The 18,821-nt window shown below is 60.1% G+C and carries 25 protein-coding genes; 17 read left to right on the forward strand and 8 right to left on the reverse strand.

Going from position 1 to position 18,821, the window contains the following annotated elements:
- Window positions 1–11: 11 nt before the first annotated feature.
- Complete coding sequence (gene truA, locus SA339_12440) at window positions 12–806, reverse strand: tRNA pseudouridine(38-40) synthase TruA (GenBank protein MDW5564021.1); 795 nt, start codon at window positions 804–806, stop codon at window positions 12–14.
- Between the two features lie 42 nt (window positions 807–848).
- On the opposite strand from truA, the gene SA339_12445 reads away from it, so the two are divergent.
- On the forward strand, window positions 849–1,565 hold the full coding sequence (locus SA339_12445) for an RNA methyltransferase (GenBank protein MDW5564022.1): 717 nt from the start codon (window positions 849–851) through the stop codon (window positions 1,563–1,565).
- On the opposite strand, the gene ftsZ (SA339_12450) is transcribed toward SA339_12445, so the two are convergent.
- Together ftsZ (SA339_12450) and SA339_12455 are read right to left on the reverse strand one after the other, a co-directional pair.
- On the reverse strand, window positions 1,566–2,621 hold the full coding sequence (ftsZ, locus tag SA339_12450) for a cell division protein FtsZ (GenBank protein MDW5564023.1): 1,056 nt from the start codon (window positions 2,619–2,621) through the stop codon (window positions 1,566–1,568). It abuts the gene before it with no gap.
- A 41-nt stretch (window positions 2,622–2,662) separates the two neighbouring features.
- Entirely contained in the window at window positions 2,663–2,971 is a 309-nt protein-coding gene (locus tag SA339_12455) for a CopG family transcriptional regulator (GenBank protein MDW5564024.1), read from the reverse strand.
- A 295-nt stretch (window positions 2,972–3,266) separates the two neighbouring features.
- Here SA339_12455 and SA339_12460 point away from each other — a divergent pair, with 295 nt between their 5' ends.
- Together SA339_12460 and SA339_12465 are read left to right on the forward strand one after the other, a co-directional pair.
- Window positions 3,267–3,815, forward strand: a complete 549-nt coding sequence (locus SA339_12460) for a TATA-box-binding protein (protein MDW5564025.1) — start codon at window positions 3,267–3,269, stop codon at window positions 3,813–3,815.
- Complete coding sequence (locus SA339_12465; protein MDW5564026.1) at window positions 3,812–4,654, forward strand: TatD family hydrolase; 843 nt, start codon at window positions 3,812–3,814, stop codon at window positions 4,652–4,654. The genes SA339_12460 and SA339_12465 overlap by 4 nt, the downstream gene beginning before the upstream one ends.
- Here SA339_12465 and SA339_12470 read toward each other — a convergent pair whose 3' ends face one another.
- Window positions 4,655–4,930 (reverse strand): acylphosphatase, encoded by a 276-nt coding sequence (locus SA339_12470; GenBank protein ID MDW5564027.1) that lies wholly within the window; start codon window positions 4,928–4,930, stop codon window positions 4,655–4,657.
- A 104-nt stretch (window positions 4,931–5,034) separates the two neighbouring features.
- Here SA339_12470 and ftsZ (SA339_12475) point away from each other — a divergent pair, with 104 nt between their 5' ends.
- The 8 genes from ftsZ (SA339_12475) (at window position 5,035) to rpl12p (ending at window position 11,211) form a co-directional block, all read left to right on the forward strand.
- Window positions 5,035–6,168 carry a cell division protein FtsZ gene (gene ftsZ / locus SA339_12475; GenBank protein ID MDW5564028.1) on the forward strand — a complete coding sequence of 378 codons (1,134 nt, stop codon included), beginning with the start codon at window positions 5,035–5,037 and terminating at the stop codon, window positions 6,166–6,168.
- Between the two features lie 193 nt (window positions 6,169–6,361).
- Window positions 6,362–7,468: a cell division protein FtsZ gene (gene ftsZ / locus SA339_12480; GenBank protein MDW5564029.1), complete on the forward strand. Its 1,107-nt coding sequence runs from the start codon at window positions 6,362–6,364 to the stop codon at window positions 7,466–7,468.
- 46 nt (window positions 7,469–7,514) lie between these two features.
- Window positions 7,515–7,739: a protein translocase SEC61 complex subunit gamma gene (locus SA339_12485; GenBank protein MDW5564030.1), complete on the forward strand. Its 225-nt coding sequence runs from the start codon at window positions 7,515–7,517 to the stop codon at window positions 7,737–7,739.
- 25 nt (window positions 7,740–7,764) lie between these two features.
- The gene (locus SA339_12490) at window positions 7,765–8,640 is read left to right on the forward strand and encodes a transcription elongation factor Spt5 (protein ID MDW5564031.1); all 876 of its coding nucleotides are present in this window, start codon (window positions 7,765–7,767) and stop codon (window positions 8,638–8,640) included.
- A gap of 6 nt (window positions 8,641–8,646) precedes the next feature.
- Complete coding sequence (locus SA339_12495; GenBank protein MDW5564032.1) at window positions 8,647–9,126, forward strand: 50S ribosomal protein L11; 480 nt, start codon at window positions 8,647–8,649, stop codon at window positions 9,124–9,126.
- A gap of 106 nt (window positions 9,127–9,232) precedes the next feature.
- The gene (locus SA339_12500) at window positions 9,233–9,871 is read left to right on the forward strand and encodes a 50S ribosomal protein L1 (GenBank protein MDW5564033.1); all 639 of its coding nucleotides are present in this window, start codon (window positions 9,233–9,235) and stop codon (window positions 9,869–9,871) included.
- 11 nt (window positions 9,872–9,882) lie between these two features.
- A complete protein-coding gene (locus tag SA339_12505) occupies window positions 9,883–10,878 on the forward strand; it encodes a 50S ribosomal protein L10 (protein ID MDW5564034.1) in 996 nt (331 codons plus the stop codon).
- 21 nt (window positions 10,879–10,899) lie between these two features.
- Complete coding sequence (rpl12p, locus tag SA339_12510) at window positions 10,900–11,211, forward strand: 50S ribosomal protein P1 (GenBank protein MDW5564035.1); 312 nt, start codon at window positions 10,900–10,902, stop codon at window positions 11,209–11,211.
- A gap of 79 nt (window positions 11,212–11,290) precedes the next feature.
- Here the strand turns inward: rpl12p and SA339_12515 are convergent, their stop codons facing one another.
- Window positions 11,291–11,638: a hypothetical protein gene (locus SA339_12515; protein ID MDW5564036.1), complete on the reverse strand. Its 348-nt coding sequence runs from the start codon at window positions 11,636–11,638 to the stop codon at window positions 11,291–11,293.
- Window positions 11,639–11,717: 79 nt separating this feature from the next.
- Between SA339_12515 and SA339_12520 the strand changes: the two genes are divergently transcribed.
- The 4 genes from SA339_12520 (at window position 11,718) to SA339_12535 (ending at window position 14,680) form a co-directional block, all read left to right on the forward strand.
- Window positions 11,718–12,668, forward strand: coding sequence for an NGG1p interacting factor NIF3 (locus SA339_12520; protein MDW5564037.1), 951 nt, complete (start codon window positions 11,718–11,720; stop codon window positions 12,666–12,668).
- Window positions 12,665–13,843, forward strand: a complete 1,179-nt coding sequence (locus SA339_12525) for an AAA family ATPase (GenBank protein ID MDW5564038.1) — start codon at window positions 12,665–12,667, stop codon at window positions 13,841–13,843. The genes SA339_12520 and SA339_12525 overlap by 4 nt, the downstream gene beginning before the upstream one ends.
- 57 nt (window positions 13,844–13,900) lie before the next feature.
- Window positions 13,901–14,278 carry a DUF134 domain-containing protein gene (locus SA339_12530; protein ID MDW5564039.1) on the forward strand — a complete coding sequence of 126 codons (378 nt, stop codon included), beginning with the start codon at window positions 13,901–13,903 and terminating at the stop codon, window positions 14,276–14,278.
- A 78-nt stretch (window positions 14,279–14,356) separates the two neighbouring features.
- Window positions 14,357–14,680: a NifB/NifX family molybdenum-iron cluster-binding protein gene (locus tag SA339_12535; GenBank protein ID MDW5564040.1), complete on the forward strand. Its 324-nt coding sequence runs from the start codon at window positions 14,357–14,359 to the stop codon at window positions 14,678–14,680.
- Between the two features lie 5 nt (window positions 14,681–14,685).
- On the opposite strand, the gene SA339_12540 is transcribed toward SA339_12535, so the two are convergent.
- From SA339_12540 to SA339_12550, 3 genes are read right to left on the reverse strand one after another with little or no spacing between them, the layout of a single operon-like run.
- Window positions 14,686–15,591 (reverse strand): ATP-binding protein, encoded by a 906-nt coding sequence (locus tag SA339_12540; GenBank protein ID MDW5564041.1) that lies wholly within the window; start codon window positions 15,589–15,591, stop codon window positions 14,686–14,688.
- Complete coding sequence (locus SA339_12545; protein MDW5564042.1) at window positions 15,588–16,415, reverse strand: ATP-binding protein; 828 nt, start codon at window positions 16,413–16,415, stop codon at window positions 15,588–15,590. The genes SA339_12540 and SA339_12545 overlap by 4 nt, the downstream gene beginning before the upstream one ends.
- Window positions 16,416–16,427: 12 nt before the next feature.
- Window positions 16,428–16,787 carry a NifB/NifX family molybdenum-iron cluster-binding protein gene (locus SA339_12550; GenBank protein ID MDW5564043.1) on the reverse strand — a complete coding sequence of 120 codons (360 nt, stop codon included), beginning with the start codon at window positions 16,785–16,787 and terminating at the stop codon, window positions 16,428–16,430.
- A 290-nt stretch (window positions 16,788–17,077) separates the two neighbouring features.
- Here SA339_12550 and SA339_12555 point away from each other — a divergent pair, with 290 nt between their 5' ends.
- Both SA339_12555 and SA339_12560 read left to right on the forward strand, forming a co-directional pair.
- Window positions 17,078–18,004, forward strand: coding sequence for an ABC transporter permease (locus SA339_12555; GenBank protein ID MDW5564044.1), 927 nt, complete (start codon window positions 17,078–17,080; stop codon window positions 18,002–18,004).
- 1 nt (window position 18,005) lies between these two features.
- Window positions 18,006–18,821 (forward strand): ABC transporter ATP-binding protein, encoded by an 816-nt coding sequence (locus SA339_12560; GenBank protein MDW5564045.1) that lies wholly within the window; start codon window positions 18,006–18,008, stop codon window positions 18,819–18,821.

An 18,821-nucleotide genomic window follows, 5' to 3' on the forward strand; every position in this document is an offset into this window, starting at 1 on the left:
GCCGGGAGCGCTCACTCCCGGCAACGCTGAAGCAGGGAATCGGCGAAGTCCAGCCGGGCAAAGGCATCCAACCGGTACTCCTCAGCCCGCCGTGACATCGTGGGTGGGCACTCGACAGAGAACGGAAAGCCGTAATCGATGTCCATTAGAGTAAGACCTTCAGCTGGGGCGAGACCAAAAGTGATGTTACGGCCCCCCAGCGCCGAGCGCACCTCGGCCACGGTCGCCTTGGCTTCGCCCACCTTGAACAGGGCGGCGACCATTCGGCGCACCATGTTGCGGAGGAATTCCCGGGCCCTGATATCGATGATCAGTATGCCGTCGACCTCCCGCAGCGCGACGCTCTCCAGCACCTTCACCGTAGACCGCCCCTCGGGCTTGCAGAACCGGCGGAAGTCGTGTTGGCCCTGGAGGGCGGCCCCGCACTCGATCATGCGTTCGACGTCCAGGCCCCTGGACGACATCATATAGCGGTACCATCGCCCTCTGGCCCGTCGGGGGCTGAAGGTCGGGGGCACCTCGGCCACGCCGTAGACGTAGACATCTTCCACAGCCGAATTGATGGCTCGTAGCATAGCAGGACGGGAGAATGAAGTGTCGAATGCCGCCACGTTACCCAGTGCGCTCACCCCCCGATCGGTCCGGCTTGCCATGCGGAAGCGGGATGCGGTCACCGATTCTATGGCCCCGATCCTCACGAGGCCGGCGATGATCTCCGACTCCACCGTGCGCTCTCCCGGCTGCCTCTGGGAACCCATGAACGACCGCCCATCGTAGGCGAGCTTGATGGCGGCACGCCAGATCACGTCAGGATTAAGTAGAACAGGCCTATTAATGGTTCCGAGCGCATGGGTCGATTCAGGGTCGTTCTGGTAGAGCCAGAGCATGAAGGCAACGTCGGGGCAGTGGCCCGGGCCATGGGCAATTTCTCCTTCGACGAGCTGTGCATGGTGAATCCCTGCCCTATCGGCGATGAGGCGTTCAAGCGAGCCAAACATGCCGGGTACATCCTTAGCAACGCCTCTGTCGTTGGTACCATCGACGAGGCGGTGAAGGGGTGCTCCCTGGTGGTGGGTACCACGGGCATCGTAACCCACGGACCCAAGCGCTATATTCGCATCCCCATGCCGGCACGGGAGCTGGCGAGCAAGACCGCAGACCACGAGGGACGTATCGCCCTGCTGTTCGGGCGGGAGGGACTCGGTCTCTCTCAGGAGGAGCTGGCCCGCTGCGACCTGCTGGCCCATATTCCCTCGAGCGACGAGTACCCCACGCTGAACCTGTCCCACGCCGTCAGCATTGTCCTCTACGAGCTGTTCCAGGTCCAGGGGCATCGCATCTCAAGGAACCCGGTCTCCTCAGAGGAGGAACGCGAGCTTCTCTACAAGTACTTCGCCCGCCTCCTGGTGGCGATCGACTACCCCGACTTCCGCAGGGAGAACACTGAGATCATGTTCCGCCGGATGATGGGAAGGAGCGTACCGACTAAGTGGGAGTTCTACACCATCATGGGCGTCATCGGGGACGCGGCCAAGTTGATCGAGAAGCGGAAGAACGAAAAGTGATCAGTACCTGCTCCGCGGGCGATCTGTGGTGACCAGGTCCTCAAGGGTATTCTCAAGCTCCCTACGCTCGGAGGACCGCCTTCCCTCCTTGGGCGCTAGCTCCTTGATGCCAGTGATGACCGCCATGACCCTGATGAGGTCCTTGCATTCGGCGTCCACCCTGGCCCCGAAGATCACCTGGGCTTCGGGGTCCAGCTGCTCGCTCATCCCCGCCAGCACTTTGGTCGCCTTCTTGACCGAGAGCTTTTCACCACCGGTGACGTGGATGAGCGCCCCTGTCGCACCCTCATAATCTATCTCCAGCAGAGGATTGCTGAGCGCATCGCGCACCGCGCCCTCGGGGTCGGTACTCTCGCCGTACAGAATGGTGGACACGCCCTTGTGGCGCATGATGGTGCGCAGATCGGCGAAGTCCAGATTGACTAGCGAAGGCAGGGTGACAGCTTCCACCAGGCCCTTGATGATCTCAGAGACGAGCTGGTCCATTATCCCGAACCCTTGCTCCATGGGCAGGTGGTTGACCATGTCGAGCAGTCGGTTGTTGTCCAGTAGGAGCATCATGTCCGAGTTGTCGTTGAGCTTTTTGATGCCCTGGCGGGCTGCCTCCATCCGACGGCCCCGCTCGAACTCGAAGGGGGTGGTGGCCATGGATATGACGAGCGAGCCGGTTCTCCTGGCCTGCCTCGCCACCACTGGGGCGACCCCAGTGCCGGTGCCGCCGCCCATGCCCACGGTGATGAAGGTCAGGTCGGCTTCCTTGAGGATCTCGTTGAGAGGCTCTAAGGCGTTCTCCATGCACGCCTCCCCTACGTCAGGGATCCCCCCTGCTCCCAGGCCACGGGTCAGCTGGCTACCGATGAGCAGACGCTGGTCAGCATTGACGGTGCGCAGGTGGTTCTTGTCGGTATTGATAGCTACCGTCTTGACGCCTTGTATACCGATGTTCATGAGACGGTGCACGCTGTTGCACCCGCCTCCGCCACAACCAATAACAAGGATTTTGAGTTCCGCGCACTCCCGACGCAGCTCCTCCTCGGTATCGTTTTGACCCACCACAGGACCGCCCCCGCTCGCATCCATAAAAACTTGGATGCCGGCTAGTGACCTTCCTCCAACTTGGTCAGTCTTTTCCTCGTGTACTCTCTCACAGCGTTCCTGATCGCATCGTCGATGGAGACCGAATCGCCATCCTTCACCAAGCACTCCAGCTCTACGACGTTTCCCTTTGGCAGCTCCACGGTGACCCGCTCGATGTGCTCGGGGGTGAAGTTGCTCTCAACAAAGCTGTCGATGGCCGCACGGATGGCATCGGAGATGGTGGGGTACTTGCCCTCCTTGACCAATATCCCCAGCGCCTGGACTTTGTCGCTTGGTATCCTTATGGTAATCCTTTCAGTCTCGCTCATGCTTCCCGCTCGATGACGTCCGACAATATTGTCACTTTTGTCGGACAAATGTCATTATAGATTTTTTACTATATAAATCTATAGGACAGGGTCTCAGATGGCCAGTTAAGCAACCTGCGGAAGACTTCATTTATTCATGTAAAACAATCAAATACTAAATTACCTACTATTACATCACATTAGTATATTTATCGTAATCTCCAAGGGTGGGCCGTTCATCTGGATGTCACACCCACCATTAAGCTAACGCAAAAGCTTTATAAAGGCATATAAATACCCAGGTTCAGGTGACCTTATGGCCAAGATAAAGATTGAGAACGTCGTCGCTTCCACATCTCTCAGTGAGGAGCTTGACCTGCAGGCGATTGCTCTTGCCCTCGAGGGCGCGGAGTACGAGCCCGAGCAGTTCCCCGGTCTTATCTATCGATTGAAGGAACCCAAGACCGCGACCCTACTGTTCCGGAGCGGAAAGGTCGTATGCACCGGAGCAAAGAGCCTGGAGCATGTGAAGGTGGCTATAAACAAGGTCGCCAAGCAGATCGAGAAGGCCGGCATCAAGATCATAGTAGAGCCCAAGATCGAGGTCCAGAACATCGTCGCCTCCTCCGACCTGGGACAAGAGATCAACCTCAACGCGATAGCCATATCCCTGGGCTTGGAACGGGTGGAGTACGAACCTGAGCAGTTTCCGGGGCTCGTTTATCGGCTGGACGAGCCCAAGGTGGTCGTCCTCCTGTTCGGTTCCGGTAAACTGGTGTGCACCGGGGCCCGGAAGCCCCAGGACGTCGAGGCTGCGGTCAATAAGATCACCGAGGAGCTTAAGGCAGCGGGGCTGCTGCGCTGAGCGCCCACCCCGTTTTCGACAACCATTTACACCTTCAGCCCTCGGGAAGGGGGGTGGAAGCGTTAAAGGACTTTTTCCAGGCAGGGGGGACCCATGCGGTCCTCTGCCACATGCCCTATTCCGAGGTCCCCATCAACACCAGGGAGGACTTTGCCGAATCGTACCGCATCACCCTTCGTATGGCAGATAAGTGCAACGCCGAGAGCGGGGCCAAGGTGTTCGCCTGTGTCGGGCCGTACCCGGTGCTGCTCATCGGACTGGCGGAAAGGTTCGGCCTTCCCCGCGCCGTCGAGATCATGAAGGACGGGATGGAGGAGGCACAGAGGCTGGTGCTCGAGCGCGAGACAGTGGCCATAGGGGAGATCGGTCGACCGCACTTCCCGGTCAGCGCAGAGATCCTGGATGCTTCGAACGAGATCATGCGCTACGGCATGGAGCTTGCCAAGGAGGCTTCCTGCCCCGTGGTGCTGCACACCGAGAGCGGCGACCCGGCGGTCATGCTCGACCTGGCCCGCATCGCCGATAGTGCCGGCCTGTGTAGGGAGAAGGTCATAAAACACTACTCTCCTCCCCTCGTGCTGGACGAGGAGAACCATGGACTGTTCCCCTCTGTTCTCGCCAGCAAGCCGGCGATCAAGGAAGCGTTATCCAAGGGGGACCGCTTCGTCATGGAGACCGACTTCCTGGACGAGCTGTCCCGACCCGGGGCGGTCATGAATATCAACACCGTCCCCAAGCGCACCAAGGCCCTCCTGGCCTCAGGAGTGCTGACCGAGGAGCGCGCGTTACGCATTCATAAGGACAACCCTGAGCGGCTTTACGGCATAACCATCGAATGACTACGGACGGATGGCGAAGGAATCGAACTCCCCGGTGGCTGCCGACCACTGGACCTCGAAACGCTCCACTTCGGCCAGGGGATGCTCGGCACATAGCCGGTGGATGACCCTCTGGATGTCTGATCGTTCACCCTCGAAGACCGCCGCCACCGATCCATCGGCCATGTTCTGCACCCAACCGTGCACACCGGCGACTATGGAGTAGCGTCTGGTGTACGCGCGGAAGGACACACCCTGCACCTTCCCGAAGAACCTCACCTCGGCCCGTTCCTGCATGGATGCGTGATATTGCCGGCCCCATAAGTAATTGCTCGTGAATAAAAGTCCTGGGTCAATTTATTAATACCTAAAAAGGCCATTTCGGCGAGCAGGGATGCACTATGAAATCTTTGGTCGAGGAAGCGCTGGCTAGAGAGAGCGCTACCGCAGGCTCCTTCGGGCCCTCGGTTGCGCCTGTGAGGTCCGGCGTCACGCAGGTAAGCTCTGCCGACGCAGAACTACTGGATCTGCTGCAGAAGCTCAGGACTAACATCAAGATCATTGGCTGCGGAGGTGGCGGCTCTAACACCATCAACCGGATCGCCCAGGAGGGCATAACCGGCGCCGAGCTGTATGCCGCCAACACCGACGCGCAGCATCTTCTCGCGGTACGCTCACCGCACAAGATTCTCCTAGGGCGAAGGAGCACCCGCGGCCTGGGGGCCGGGGCGCTGCCCAAGATCGGAGAGGAATCGGCCATGGAGGCGGAGGAGGACCTCCGGAAGGCTCTCATCGATGCTAACATCGTATTCGTCACCGCCGGTATGGGCGGCGGCACCGGCACCGGATCTGCCCCGTACATTGCCAAGATTGCCAAGGACATCGGTGCCCTCACCATCGCCGTCACCACCCTGCCCTTCCGGGGCGAGGGGAAGATGAGGATGGAGAACGCCGAGTGGGGCTTGGAACGCTTGCGCAACGCCGCTGATACTGTAATCGTCATTCCCAATGACAAGCTCCTCGAGCTGTGCCCCCGGCTGTCCATCAACGCCGCATTCAAGGTCGCTGATGAGGTGCTCATGCGAGCGATCAAGGGCATCACCGAGCTCATCACAAAGCCCGGACTGGTCAACCTCGACTTCAACGATGTCAAGACCATCATGAAGGGCGCCGGCGTGGCCATGATCGGATTGGGCGAAAGCAACGGGCAGACCGAGGATCGCGCCATGGAAGCGATCGAGGACGCCCTTAACTCTCCCTTGCTGGACGTGGACATCGGCTCCGCTACCGGGGTGCTAGTCAACGTCGTCGGCGGAGGAGACATGACCATCCAGGAGGCCCAGAAGGTCGCCGAGGTGCTTCAGTCCAAGGTCCAGCCCAGCGCACGGATCATATGGGGTGCGGCCATCGATCCGACCCTGGAGCACAAGATCAGGGTAATGGTAGTCATCACCGGAGTGAAGTCCAAGCAGATACTGGGCCGCTCCAAGGAGACATCCCGGCTGAAGGATACCGACGTCGATTTCATCAAGTGAGACGACTCGAAGCTCTAGCAAAAGCGTAGCGCACCTCCGGGGCCGGAGCCTCCCCTCCGGCCCACTTTTTTACCCTTACCAGACAGTCTGCGTATTTTATCACTGGCACCGAAACCTTTTAAACTATAAATGCTTCTTAACCCTCGCCCGGGCGACCAGTTCTGGCTACTGGCTGTGCCCAGGAGGGCTTATAATGAAGTCATTCCTCAGTGACGCCATATCCCGCGCTGGTGCCCAGGGCGGAGATCTCGGTCCCACCTATAATAATGAATATTCCTCCGCCGACCAGGAGCTCGTACGGATCCTGGAGAGCCTGAAGACGACCATCAAGATCATTGGTTGCGGGGGAGGAGGCACCAATACCATCGACCGCCTCTCCGAGGTCGGTATCATCGGCGCGGACATATATGCCGCCAACACCGACGCGCAGCATCTTCTCGCGGTACGCTCACCGCACAAGATTCTCCTAGGGCGAAGGAGCACCCGCGGCCTGGGGGCCGGGGCGCTGCCCCAGGTGGGGGAAGAGGCGGCCAAGGAGGCTGAGGAGGAGCTGAGGAGGATCCTGACCGGATCGGACATTGTCTTCGTCACCGCCGGTATGGGCGGCGGCACCGGCACCGGCTCCGCTCCCTATGTGGCCAAACTGGCCAAGGATATGGGCGCGCTGACCATCGCCGTGGTGACCTACCCGTTCAAGGCCGAGGGTGTCATCCGCTCGGAGAACGCCGAGTGGGGCCTGGAGAAGCTGAGACAGGCGGCGGACACCGTTATCGTTGTCCCCAATGACAAGCTCCTCGAGCTGTGCCCCCGGCTAGCACTCAACGCCGCATTCAAGGTGGCGGATGAGGTTCTGGTCCGGGCGATCAAGGGCATCACCGAGCTCATCACCAAGCCCGGACTGGTCAACCTCGACTTCAACGACCTGAAGACCATCATGAAGGGCGCCGGCGTGGCCATGATCGGCATGGGCGAGGGCGACGATGAGGACCGGGTCGAGCATGCCATAAACGAGGCCATCAACTCCCCGCTGATCGATGTTGACATCTCCAACGCAACCGGCGCGCTGGTCAACGTCAGCGGCGGCGACAACATGAGCATCTCCGAGGCGGAGAAGGTGGCCGAGATCATTCAGGCCAAGATCGCCCCTAATGCTAGGATCATCTGGGGTGCCGCGGTGGACCCGACCCTCAAGGATACCGTGAGGGTCATGGTCGTGATCACCGGAGTGAAGTCGAAGAACATCATCGGTCCGCGGGAAGAGCGATCGAAAAAGGTGGTTGACGTCGACTTTATTAAGTAGTTGTCTCTAACCTACCGCACAAATCACCACCGAAGGGTGTATCAACATGGACGTTGTGGAAAAGTCCTGGGAAGTCCAAAAGGACATCGAGGAGCGGGTCCAGAGGATCGGCAAGGGCAAGTACGGCCGAGTCATCAAGATGGCCCGCAAGCCTTCCACCGATGAATACATCAAGGTCGTCCAGATCACCGGGTTGGGCCTTCTGGCCATCGGGGGAATGGGATTCCTCATTTACTGGCTGATGACCTACCTCCCGACATACTTCGGCTGAGCAATCTCGTGTAGGATTGATCGACATGAAGGAAGATTCACAGGCGTTCGCTCCCTCCCTCGGAGGCAGCGGCATGCTTTCATTCGTAGGCAAGGGCGGGGAGGCCAAGATCCCCGCGTCCGGCATGACCAGCTGGAGCTTCCAGCTGAAGAGCAAGGAGTCGGCCAAGAAGAAGGCCCACATGAAGGTGTCCATAAACCTCATCCCGGCGGATGCCGCGGAGTGGTCGGTGCGCCTCTATGACGCCACTGGCAGCTCCCTCTTTGACACTCACAGCTCCCAATCCCAACCGGAGTTCGACTTCTTCCTGGAGGGTGCCAAGCCCAAGGAGCTGAAGCTGGAGGTCTACGCCCCGGTCGGGTCGGCGTTCAAGGACCGCATTGACATCACGTTGGAGGCATGCCTGGTGGAGGCGTCTTCGGAATGCGACCGGCTGCAGTTCTCTGCCGAGGCCAGGCAGTCCATCCTTGCGCTCAAGACATCCATCGGACATGAGAAGGATGTCACCGACGGCATCGGCGCGCGCGCCAAGTCCGGCAAGTCAGACATCTCCGCCATCCTCGCACCCACCAACCTGCGCGGGTACGTGCTCATCGAGGGCATGAACACCGACCGCATGAGGGACGCGGTGAAGGGGGTCAGGAAGGCGCACAGCTTCGTCGACGGAGAGATGAACTTCGAGGAAATCGACCATTACCTCGCTCCCAAGCCCCTTGTCTCGGGCATCATGGAGGGCGACGTGGTCGAGCTGGTGGCTGGACCGTTCAAGGGCGAGAAGGCCAGGGTCCAGAACATCGACGAATCCAAGGAGGAGATCACCGTGGAGCTGTTCGAAGCGATGGTCCCCATACCGGTGACGGTCAGAGGAGACCATGTCAGGGTTCTAGAGAAAGAAAGGTGAAGCTATATGGCAGATACAGTTGAAGTGCTAGTAGAAGGAGGCCGGGCGACCCCCGGTCAGCCGCTGGGCCCCGCCCTCGGTCCCCTAGGTGTGAACATCCCCAAGATCGTTGCCGAGATCAACAACAAGACCAGGGCGTTCGACGGGATGAAGGTCCCGGTCAAGATCATCATCGATTCCAAGACCAAGAATTTCGAGGTCAAGGTGGGCACTCCCCCGACCTCCTCGCTGATCTCCAAGGAGCTGGGCGTGGAGAAGGGGAGCGGATCGCCTAAGGCGAGCAAGATCGGTAACCTGAGCATCGCCCAGGCCATCAAGATCGCCGAGATGAAGGGAGACTCCCTTATGGGCAAGGACCTGAAGATGAGGGTCCTGGAGGTCGTCGGCACCTGCACCTCGATGGGCGTCACCATCGAGGGAATGGAGCCGAAGGTGGCCCGCAACGAGATACTGGCCGGCAAGTTCGACCAGCAGCTCGCCAAGTGATCGGGGTACCTCCCCCATCCAAAACTATTTTAAGCAATGCCCTATTAAGGGAACCCGCACTGTAGGAGAGCTTCACTGCTCAATTGCACTACAGGAGGTATCTTATTTGGTAGAGAAAACAACCCTAGCGGCCGTCAAGAAGGCCCTTGAGTCCTCGCCTAAGAGGAACTTCAAGGAGACCGTTGACCTGGCCATTAACCTCAGGGATGTGGACCTGTCTGTTCCCAAGAACAGGATACAGGAAGACGTTGTTCTGCCACATGGAAGGGGTAAGGCGCTAAGGGTCTGCGTCATCGGAGGCGCTGAGCTTGCCGCCAAGGCAAGAAGCGTGGCCGATATGGTGATCACTCCCGACGAGCTGGGAAAGATCGCCGATGACAAGAAGCAGGCCAAGAAGGTCGCCTCTCAGGTCGATTATTTCATCGCCGAGGCCCCCTTGATGCCCCAAATCGGTAAGCGTTTGGGTATCGTCCTCGCGCCGAGAGGAAAGATGCCCAAGCCCATCCCGCCAGGGGCGGACCCCAAGCCCATGATAGACAACCTGCGGAAGTCCGTGTCGGTCCGTTCCAAGGACCGCAAGACCTTCCAGGCGCCCGTGGGCACGGTGGACATGGCTCCCGAAGAGATAGCAGAGAACGTCGACGCCATCCTTAAGAGGGTGATCGGCAAGCTAGAAAAAGGCAAGATGAACATTGACTCGGCCTATGTCAAGACGACTATGGGTCCGTCGGAGAGATTGATCTAGGAGGCAACGAGATGGCACACGTAGCATCTTGGAAGAAAGCGAAGGTCAAGGAACTCGCCGACGTCATGGTGAAGAACCCTGTCGTTGCCATCGTCGATGTCCATGGGATCCCCTCCCCCCAGATGCAGGACATGCGTCACGGGATGAGGAAGAACGCCGCCGTCATGATGACCAGGAACAACCTGCTGCTCATCGCCATCGACGAAGCGGCCAAGGAGAGGCCGGGCCTGGAGAAGCTGAAGCCGCTGGTCGCGGGGCAGTGCGCCGTCATCGCCACCCCCGAGAACCCGTTCAAGCTGTTCCAGCAGATGGAGGCCACCAAATCGGCGGCCCCCGCCAAGCCCGGTGACATCGCTCCCGAGGACATCGTCGTCAAGGAGGGCGAGACACCCTTCAAGCCCGGCCCCATAGTGGGCGAGCTGCAGAAGGCCGGTATCCCCGCTGCCATCGAGGGCGGCAAGATCGTCATCCGCAAGGAGAAGGTCCTGGTAGAGAAGGGGCACAAGGTGTCCGAAGAGCTCGCCAAGATCCTACCCAAGCTGGAGATCTTACCGATGACCGTCGGTATGGACCTCAGGGGCGCGTTCGAGGACGGCATCCTCTACGAGAAGGCCGTACTGGACATCCCCGAGAACTACTACCAGACCATGCTGGCCACCGCGGCCAGGAATGCAACCGCCCTAGGTGTGAGCATCGTTTACCCGACCAAGCAGACCATTGGTCCGCTCATGGGCAAGGCCTACCGCGAGGCTTCCGCGCTCGGGGTCAAGGCCGCCATCCCCACCAAGGACACCATCGGTCCCCTCCTGGCGAAGGCAAGGGCAGAGATGCTCGCCATCGCCTCCAAGGTCCCCGGACTGGAGGATGACCGGTTGAAGCAGCAGCTGTCCGCAGCTGCCGCGCCTGCGCCTCAGGAGAAGAAGGCAGAACCGAAGAAGGAAGAAGAGAAGAAGCCCGAGGTCAGCGAAGAGGAAGCAGCAGCAGGCCTTAGCTCTCTGTTCGATTGAAGAAACATTGGAGGAATAGAAATGGAGTACATATACAGCGCTTTGGTCCTTCACGCCGCTGGAAAGACCGTCAACGAGGATGCGATCGCGAACGTCCTGAAGAGCGCCGGCGTTGAGCCGGACGCCTCCAGGGTAAAGGCCCTTACCGCCTCCCTGGAAGGTGTCAACATCGACGAGGCCATCGCCTCCGCCGCTGTTGCCGCCGCTCCTGCCGCCGCTGCGGCCCCCGCCGCCGCCCCGGCCGAGCACAAGGAGAAGAAGAAGGAAGAAGAGAAGAAGCCCGAGGTCAGCGAGGAAGAGGCTGCCGCGGGCCTGTCCGCCCTGTTCGGTTAAACAGGTGGACGACCTCGGGAGTCGAACTCCCAACCTTCAACGGGCTCCGGCCCCCCTTTTAAACCTCTTTCCCTTTCTTTCAATCGAGCTTGCTGACGACCTGTCCCATCTCGCGTTCCAGGAGGCCGGCGATGTCGCGGTCCATACGCTCCTTGAGATCCGCCGGCACCATGGCGATGCCGAGGTTTACTCCGCACTTGCCGAGCTTGACCATAGCGTAGGCCTCGCGGATCTTAGCGTCCATGAGCTCGGCCACCGCGATGCGTATGTCGTTCTTGAGCTTGGGGTCCTCCTCCAGCTTCCTGCGAATGTACCGCTTTATCTCATCCTTGATCATGTCCCTGGCTGCCTCCATGACCAGGTCCTCTACCTTTAGCGATCCCATGGGGTCCTTGACGATGGAGATGAGGCCTTCCTCTTCATTCATGACTAGGGAATGGGCACCCCGCTCCTATGAATTGTTCCCCACAGATTATATGTGGGCAGGGGAATCATTCGGGGATAGCATGCGTCTGTCAGACTACTACCGGATGGCGGTGGAGGAGGCCAAGAAGGTCGATCCCCGGAAGGGAACGGAGCTCGATTCCGCTCTCGCGAGGACGAGGAGAGCGTACGAGAAGCTCGACGCCAAGGGGCGGGACAGGTTCGACGCCGACTCGCTGTGGAACCCTTATGCCGACAGCCGCGTCCTGTACGACGATGGCCGCGAGGTCGCCTCGGTCATGTGGGGCATCGACATCACTCCGGCAGAAGCGCTCATCGCCGATCGCCTGAAGGAGCGTGGGACAAGGATCGATGCCCTCATCGGCCATCATCCCCGGGGCCGGGCCCAAGCATCCATGTACAAGGTGGTGCCCATACAGGAGACGATGATGCGGTCGTGGGGCGTTCCCATCACCGCGGCGGAGTGCATCGTCGGCCCGCGCGTGCACGAGGTGATGTGCGCCACGCATTCGATCAATCACTCCCAGACGGTGGACGCATGCCGCCTTCTGGATATCCCGCTCATGTGCCTCCACCAACCCTGCGACCTCGTGGGACAGGCGTTCATGCAGCGCCTGCTGGACGAACAGGCCCCGGAGAGGCTGGACGATTTGCTGGACATCCTGGCGGACATCCCGGAGTACGAGAACGGCATGAAGGAGTGCAACCCTCCCGAGATCTTCGCCGGGGCCCGGGACCGAAGGGCCGGCAAGGTTGCGGTCAAGTTCGCCGGCGGGACCTCGGCACCCAAGGAGATGTACGAGCAGCTGTCCCGTTCAGGGATCGGTACGGTGGTATGCATGCATGTCCCGGAGAGCCACATCGAGGAGGCGAGGAAACACCACGTGAACATCGTGGTCGCCGGGCATATGGCCTCGGACTCGCTGGGCAATAATCTCCTGGCGGACATCTTCGAAGCGAACGGATTGAACGTCATCCCCTGCTCGGGGTTCTACCGGGTGAGGCGCTCTTGACCGCCCACCGCTTCGAGCGGGCCAGCCGGGTGCTCAAAGACCCAGCGAAATTATCCTTCGACTACGTCCCCGACCGCCTGGTGCATCGCGACAAGCAGATGGAGAGGCTGTGGATGCTCTTCCGCCCGGTGCTGGAGTCGGGGGTCTCGCAGACAGCGTTCCTCATCGGCAACGTGGGGACGGGGAAGACCGCCACCAGCAAGCGCTTCTGCCTGGACCTGGTGAAGGAGGGCAGAGCGGAGGGGAAGGCCCTCGACTTCATCGTCGTGAATTGCCGCCAGCGCAACACCGAATCGGCGGTGCTGCTCCGGCTGGTCAACCACTTTGACGAGCGGTTCCCGGACCGCGGGTTCTCCACCGCGGAGATGCTGCGCACCCTGCACAAGCACCTGGAGAAGGAGAAGTTGCACCTCGTGGTGGTGCTCGACGAAGCGGACGTGCTGCTACGCAAGGGGGCCGGCGACCTGATCTACCATCTGTCGCGGTTCGACGAGGAGAAGGTCGGGGGCAGAGCGTCGATGTCCCTCATCATGATCTCCCAGAAGTATCTCCTCGACCTGCTGGACCCGGCCTCGCGTTCGACCTTCAGGAGGGCGAACGTGATAGCCTTCGAGAAGTACTCGGCCGAGGAACTGAGGGACATCATCGCCGATCGCGTTCAGCTGGCGTTCTTCCCCGGAGCTGTGCCCGAGGGCTCCGTCGAGCTTATCGCCGATGCCTCGGCGGAGATGGGGGACGCTCGGTTCGCCATCGAGATCCTGGAGAAGGCAGGTATGATGGCCGAGGAAGAGGGGAGCCCGCAGGTGACGCCGGAGAACGTGAGAACGGCCAAGGCGCTCACCTATAACGTCGTCACCAGCACCAAAGTAGAGGAGCTGGACGTCCAGAAGAAGCTGGTGCTCTTAGCGGTGGCCAGGGCGTCGAAGGACCAGGCCTATGTCACGACGAGGGACGTGGAGAGCGCGTACAAGGTCGCCGCCGAGGAGTACGGGGAACGGGCGAGGGGACACACTCAGTTCTGGGCCTACCTCCAGCAGCTGGCCAACGAGGGGCTGGTGGAGACGAAGGTCACCGGCGATCCTTCCGGGGGACGGACCACCTACATCTCCGTACCGGACATGCCGGTGAAGGTGCTCCGGGAGATGCTCGAGCAGATGCTGGGATCCAAGGTCTAGATCGCAAGGTGGCTCCGGGGGTTTTAAGAGCCCTTCAACGTTATTCATATTGTTCATATGCCAAAAAAGAGCTGCTGCTGCCGCAGGAGATGCGGCCCCGGGCGGCCCATGAAGCCCAGGAACATCACCGAGGCCCCTTTGGCCATCCTCTTCGGTCCATTGTCCGGCAAGGAGGCTGGCCTTCCGCCCCTGATCATGACGACCGATGAGCTGGAGGCCCTGAGACTGGTCGACTACGAGGGACTCATGCAGGAGGAGGCGGCCATCCGGATGGGCGTCTCGCGAGGGACCGTATGGCGATGCTTGACCAGTGCGCGGATCAAGCTGACCACCATGGTGGTGGAAGCCAGGAAGCTCATGATCGCTGATGACCTCGTGGAGAGGGGGAACGGACGAGGGACCGATGACGGCGTCCCTGTTCTCAAAGACGAGTGATATCATGGTCAGATGCATATTACGATCGCGGGCCGGTCCCTCGGAGAAGGATCGCCACCGGAAAACGGAGAGGACGCTATGAAGATGGCTGTGACGTGCAACGGGGAAACCGAGGACCAGCCGGTCGAGGAGCGCTTCGGGCGTTGTGCCGTCTTCGCCATATACGATGACGTCTCCGGAGACCTTGGCTACGTTGTGAACGAGGCCAAGGATGCCAGCAGCGGAGCGGGGGTCAAAGCGGCCCAGCAGCTGATGGACCTGGAGGTGGGCCTTCTTATCACCGGTAGGGTAGGGCCGGGGGCGCAGGAGGTTCTTGACGAAGGCGGGATACGAGTGGAAACGTGGACGGCAGGGAGCGTGGGCGAGGCGGTCCGCCGGTTCGGCACTAGGAAGGCGCGATGAGGTCTTCACCGCACGGTGATAGACGGCCCGTCAGGGATGCCCTCCAGGAAAGCCAATACCTTTTCCCAGACAGCCCTTACGGCCATCTCCGCAGGTGAATCAGGGGCGCTCTCGGGAAGGGGCAGGCCGCTGATGATCGCCTCACCGGCCTGCTCATCGAAGGGCAACAGACCCATGATCTGTACGCCCCTCCTTTGGCACTCATGGATGATCTCTATGGTCAGGTCGGGGTTGAGGTCATGCTTGTTGATGATCACCGCACAGGGAGTGTTGAAGTGGGAGGCTAGATCGATGACCCGACCAAGGTCATGGCCGCCTGAGCGGGTCGGCTCGGTGACGATGAGGGCCAGGTCGACGCCGATGACGCTGGAGATGGCCGGACAACCAGTTCCGGGAGGGCCATCGATCAACACCAGCGGCGAGTCTTGGATCTTCGCTTCTTCCATGGCCAGAGTTCTTACCCTGGCTGCTAGCTTTCCGGAGTTCGGTTCTCCAGGCATCATTTCCGCATCCACCACCGTGCCATGGGAGGTGTCCCGGACGAAGATCTCCCCGCTTACAGTCTCATGGAGAACAGCCGCCCCCTCGGGGCAGACCAGCTGGCAAACCCCGCAGCCCTCGCATGCCATATGGTCCACCTTCATGGACCTTATCGCCCTGAAACGACAGTGGTCCTCACATTTACCACAGGAGGTGCACCTGGCGGGATCGATATCAGCCTTCAGGCCGCCGATGAAGGGATGCCTGGAGCGGGGCGTCCCCTGAAGCAGCAGGGAGAGGTTGGAGGCATCCACATCGCAGTCCGCCACTATCGGCCGACCGGCATAGCAGGCGAGACTGGCCGTCACCGTCGTCTTTCCAGTGCCCCCCTTCCCGCTGAGGACCGCCACCTGCCGCACAGGCCTTTTCATGCTCTCACCTGATTGAACAGTCCGACCATCCGTTCCCGGAACCCAGGGTAGGTGTCGACCAAGACCTCACCCCTAGAGTACAGCTCTGCGATCCGACGATCGAAGGGTATGCGCATAAGGACGGGTATGCCAGAGGATCGGCAGAACTCCTCCAAAGGCTCATAGGTACCGTTGTCCCGATTGACGATCGCTCCCATGGGGACGCCCATCCTGCCGAGGACCTTGGCCAGTATCTTCAAATCATGAAGGCCGAAGGGTGTGGGCTCAGTGACCATGAGGCACCTATCGCATCCCTGGACCGCCTCCACCACTGGACACGACGTGCCCGGGGGGCAATCGATCACGGTATGAGCGTGCCCCCTGACCAGAGCCTTGAGCTCACGGATGACCGGCACGCTCAGAGATTGCCCTATATCCAGTTCGCCAAAGGCGATAGGGATGGGGCCTGCCATGCCCTCGCTGATGGAGCCGATCCTCCGGGGCTCCAGAGCGAGGGCCCCGGTGGGGCAAACAAGCTGGCAAGCCTCACAACCATGACAGAGGTTTTGAATGATTTTGATTTTCTTCCTTATTCTCAGCAGAGCGTTAAAGTGGCAGGCATCAGAGCATTTGCCGCAGCCAAGACACCTATCGGCGTCGATCCGGGGGGTGGATATCCCGACTGGACGAACGCTCTCGATGCAGGGCCGGAGGAAGAGATGCGCGTTTGGTCCTTCCACATCACAGTCCAGCAATTGGACATCGCCTTCGATGGCTAGGGCCAGGTTGACCGCGATGGTCGTTTTTCCGGTCCCTCCCTTACCGCTAGCCACCGCAATTTTCAATCTGTCACCTGCCTAGTGCCCGTGTTCCTTGCAGGCATTGTCCTTGTTAGCCGCCTCAAGCTCTCCTCTCTGCCACGATTCCAGCGCGCCTCTGACAGTGCCACGGGCGCCGACAAATACATCTATGCCGAATGAGGCGAGCATGTCAACAGCCTTGGGGCCCAAGTTAGAGCACACGACTACATTGACCCCGTTCTTAGCCAGCAGCTCAGGGGGCAATCCGGTCCCTCCCAGATGCTCACTGGTGTTACTGATGGTAACGGCGCTCTTTGTATCCGTGTCATAGATAACATAGCCAGGAGACTTGCCGAAGTGCCCGCCGACGATCTCATCCAATCCCTTTTGGCCCATAACCGGTACTGATACTTTCAATACATTCACCTGCTGTTCATCTGCCTCGCCAATGGGCGGGGTTAACGGCCTAAATATTGTGCATAAGCTTAAAATTATCTCCTGAAAGCTCTTCCGGGAGCTATGCGACTGAAATTCAGAAAATTATTCTCTCCGGCCCCCGGATCAGGCAGCTGTCGGAATTTGCCTCACTTTAATATTTGAGTATAAACAAAACTATTTCATCTATTAATCAAATCGTTCCCTATACCCTGTTAACTCTGCCAGTTCGGAGAACCGGGTGTAACGATGGATGCTCTCGGTGGAGAGAAATGAGGATCGAAGGGAATCGTATCACGGTAAGAGAAAGGGCCCAGGTCAGGCCGTCGCACGATGGCGGCGAGGCCTTGGCCATCGATGATGCGATCGCGCGCAATGTGGCCCATTTCACATCCAAGACCAGCCGGGTCCAGAAGTGGACCTACAGGGCTATCGTGGGGCTGGTGGGCCTTGCCATCATCCTCCTGGCCTGGCAGGCGGTCTCGATGTGGGTCTATGAGGTCAAAGGAGTTGTTTACCCTTCCCCCCTGGACACCGCCTCGAGGCTGATCTATCTGCTGGAGGGGTCCAAGCTTTACGACCACACCATCCTCGAGCATGTTTCGAGCAGCATCATGAGATGGGCTACCGGGTACCTATTGGCCGTGGCCTCGGGCATAGTGATTGGCATGCTCATGGGAGCGAACCCGGTGCTCAATAGCATCGGGATGACCCCCATGACCGTCCTGCAGCTGATCCCCGGTTTGGCATGGATTCCTATCGCCCTGCTCTTGTTCGGGCTAGGAGAGACCTCGACGGTGTTCATGATCTACATGACCGTGCTGCCGGCAGTGGCCATTAGCACCGCCTCCGGGATCAGGGGGACGCCCCCCATCTACCGCCGGGCCGCCAGCAGCCTAGGCACGAGTAATCTGGGTATGTTTTTCCGGGTATTGCTGCCGGCAGCCTCGCTGCACATTCTGAACGGCCTGCGCATCGGACTGGCCAACGGATGGCGGGTGCTGATAGCTGCCGAGATGGTCGTGGGCATCGGGCTCGGTCTGGGCTATGTGCTCGTCCAAGCCAGATGGTCCCTGGACTATGAGGCCGCGTTCGTCTCCATCCTCCTGATCTGCGGGATCGGTCTGTTCATCGAGAAGATACTTTTCAGCGTAGCCGAACGACGGGTCCGCGACCGCCTGGGCCTGGGGGCCGAGTGAGATGCGGCTGCAGTTCGAGAACGTCTCCAAGGCGTTCATAGAGGATAGCGGCAAGGGGCTGCTTGCCCTGAGGAACGTAGACCTGTCGGTAGAGGACGGCGAGTTCCTGTGCATCGTGGGGCCGTCCGGTTGCGGCAAGTCCACCCTCCTTAACCTGGCGGCCGGTTTCCAGCGGCCGTCCCGAGGCAGGGTGACCCTTGGGGGAGAGGAGGTCGCCGGCCCTCATCCACGCATAGGGATGGTATTCCAGGAGCAGAGCCTCTTTCCCTGGTTATCGGTACTCGACAATGTGGCGTTTGGACTGCGGAGCGCTAGGCTGCCCAAGCGTGAGGCGCGGGAGCGGGCGCGGGAGATGCTGAAGAAGGTCGACCTGGAGAGGTTCGAGAAAACCCGTCCGAGCGCGCTTTCTGGAGGCATGCGGCAGAAGGTGGCCATCGCCCGCACTCTGGTCCTCGAACCTGACATACTTCTGCTGGACGAGCCCTTCGGAGCGCTGGATGAGCAGGGCCGCAAGCACATGGACCTTGAGCTGCTTAAACTCTGGGAGCAGGGCGGACGGACGTTCATGTTCATCACTCACAACATTGAGGAGGCCATCGCGCTGGGCGGCCGCATCATGCTGATGGGCACCAATCCGGGGCACATATACCGCGAGTGGAGGGTGGGAATCCCCCGGCCCAGAGATCTGTTCCAGGAGGACGTGGTAGGTCTCAGGAAGGAAATCTCCTGCTCCCTGCAGGAGGTCCTCTCCCAGTGCGGGTGCAAGCGGACCGAGCTGCTGGCACCGATAACCATCGAAGGAGCGAAGGAGACATAG

It is taken from the genome of Methanomassiliicoccus sp., from assembly GCA_033485155.1.
Taxonomy (GTDB): Archaea; Thermoplasmatota; Thermoplasmata; order Methanomassiliicoccales; family Methanomassiliicoccaceae; genus UBA6.

Excerpts from the sequence above, each read along its gene's own strand:
- SA339_12445 (MDW5564022.1), top strand. The coding sequence starts at position 849 with ATGGGTCGATTCAGGGTCGTTCTGGTAGAGCCAGAGCATGAAGGCAAC.
- SA339_12455 (MDW5564024.1), bottom strand. The coding sequence starts at position 2,971 with ATGAGCGAGACTGAAAGGATTACCATAAGGATACCAAGCGACAAAGTC.
- SA339_12460 (MDW5564025.1), top strand. The coding sequence starts at position 3,267 with ATGGCCAAGATAAAGATTGAGAACGTCGTCGCTTCCACATCTCTCAGT.
- SA339_12470 (MDW5564027.1), bottom strand. The coding sequence starts at position 4,930 with ATGCAGGAACGGGCCGAGGTGAGGTTCTTCGGGAAGGTGCAGGGTGTG.
- ftsZ (MDW5564028.1), top strand. The coding sequence starts at position 5,035 with ATGAAATCTTTGGTCGAGGAAGCGCTGGCTAGAGAGAGCGCTACCGCA.
- ftsZ (MDW5564029.1), top strand. The coding sequence starts at position 6,362 with ATGAAGTCATTCCTCAGTGACGCCATATCCCGCGCTGGTGCCCAGGGC.
- SA339_12485 (MDW5564030.1), top strand. The coding sequence starts at position 7,515 with ATGGACGTTGTGGAAAAGTCCTGGGAAGTCCAAAAGGACATCGAGGAG.
- SA339_12490 (MDW5564031.1), top strand. The coding sequence starts at position 7,765 with ATGAAGGAAGATTCACAGGCGTTCGCTCCCTCCCTCGGAGGCAGCGGC.
- SA339_12495 (MDW5564032.1), top strand. The coding sequence starts at position 8,647 with ATGGCAGATACAGTTGAAGTGCTAGTAGAAGGAGGCCGGGCGACCCCC.
- SA339_12505 (MDW5564034.1), top strand. The coding sequence starts at position 9,883 with ATGGCACACGTAGCATCTTGGAAGAAAGCGAAGGTCAAGGAACTCGCC.
- rpl12p (MDW5564035.1), top strand. The coding sequence starts at position 10,900 with ATGGAGTACATATACAGCGCTTTGGTCCTTCACGCCGCTGGAAAGACC.
- SA339_12515 (MDW5564036.1), bottom strand. The coding sequence starts at position 11,638 with ATGAATGAAGAGGAAGGCCTCATCTCCATCGTCAAGGACCCCATGGGA.
- SA339_12520 (MDW5564037.1), top strand. The coding sequence starts at position 11,718 with ATGCGTCTGTCAGACTACTACCGGATGGCGGTGGAGGAGGCCAAGAAG.
- SA339_12530 (MDW5564039.1), top strand. The coding sequence starts at position 13,901 with ATGCCAAAAAAGAGCTGCTGCTGCCGCAGGAGATGCGGCCCCGGGCGG.
- SA339_12535 (MDW5564040.1), top strand. The coding sequence starts at position 14,357 with ATGAAGATGGCTGTGACGTGCAACGGGGAAACCGAGGACCAGCCGGTC.
- SA339_12540 (MDW5564041.1), bottom strand. The coding sequence starts at position 15,591 with ATGAAAAGGCCTGTGCGGCAGGTGGCGGTCCTCAGCGGGAAGGGGGGC.
- SA339_12555 (MDW5564044.1), top strand. The coding sequence starts at position 17,078 with ATGAGGATCGAAGGGAATCGTATCACGGTAAGAGAAAGGGCCCAGGTC.
- SA339_12560 (MDW5564045.1), top strand. The coding sequence starts at position 18,006 with ATGCGGCTGCAGTTCGAGAACGTCTCCAAGGCGTTCATAGAGGATAGC.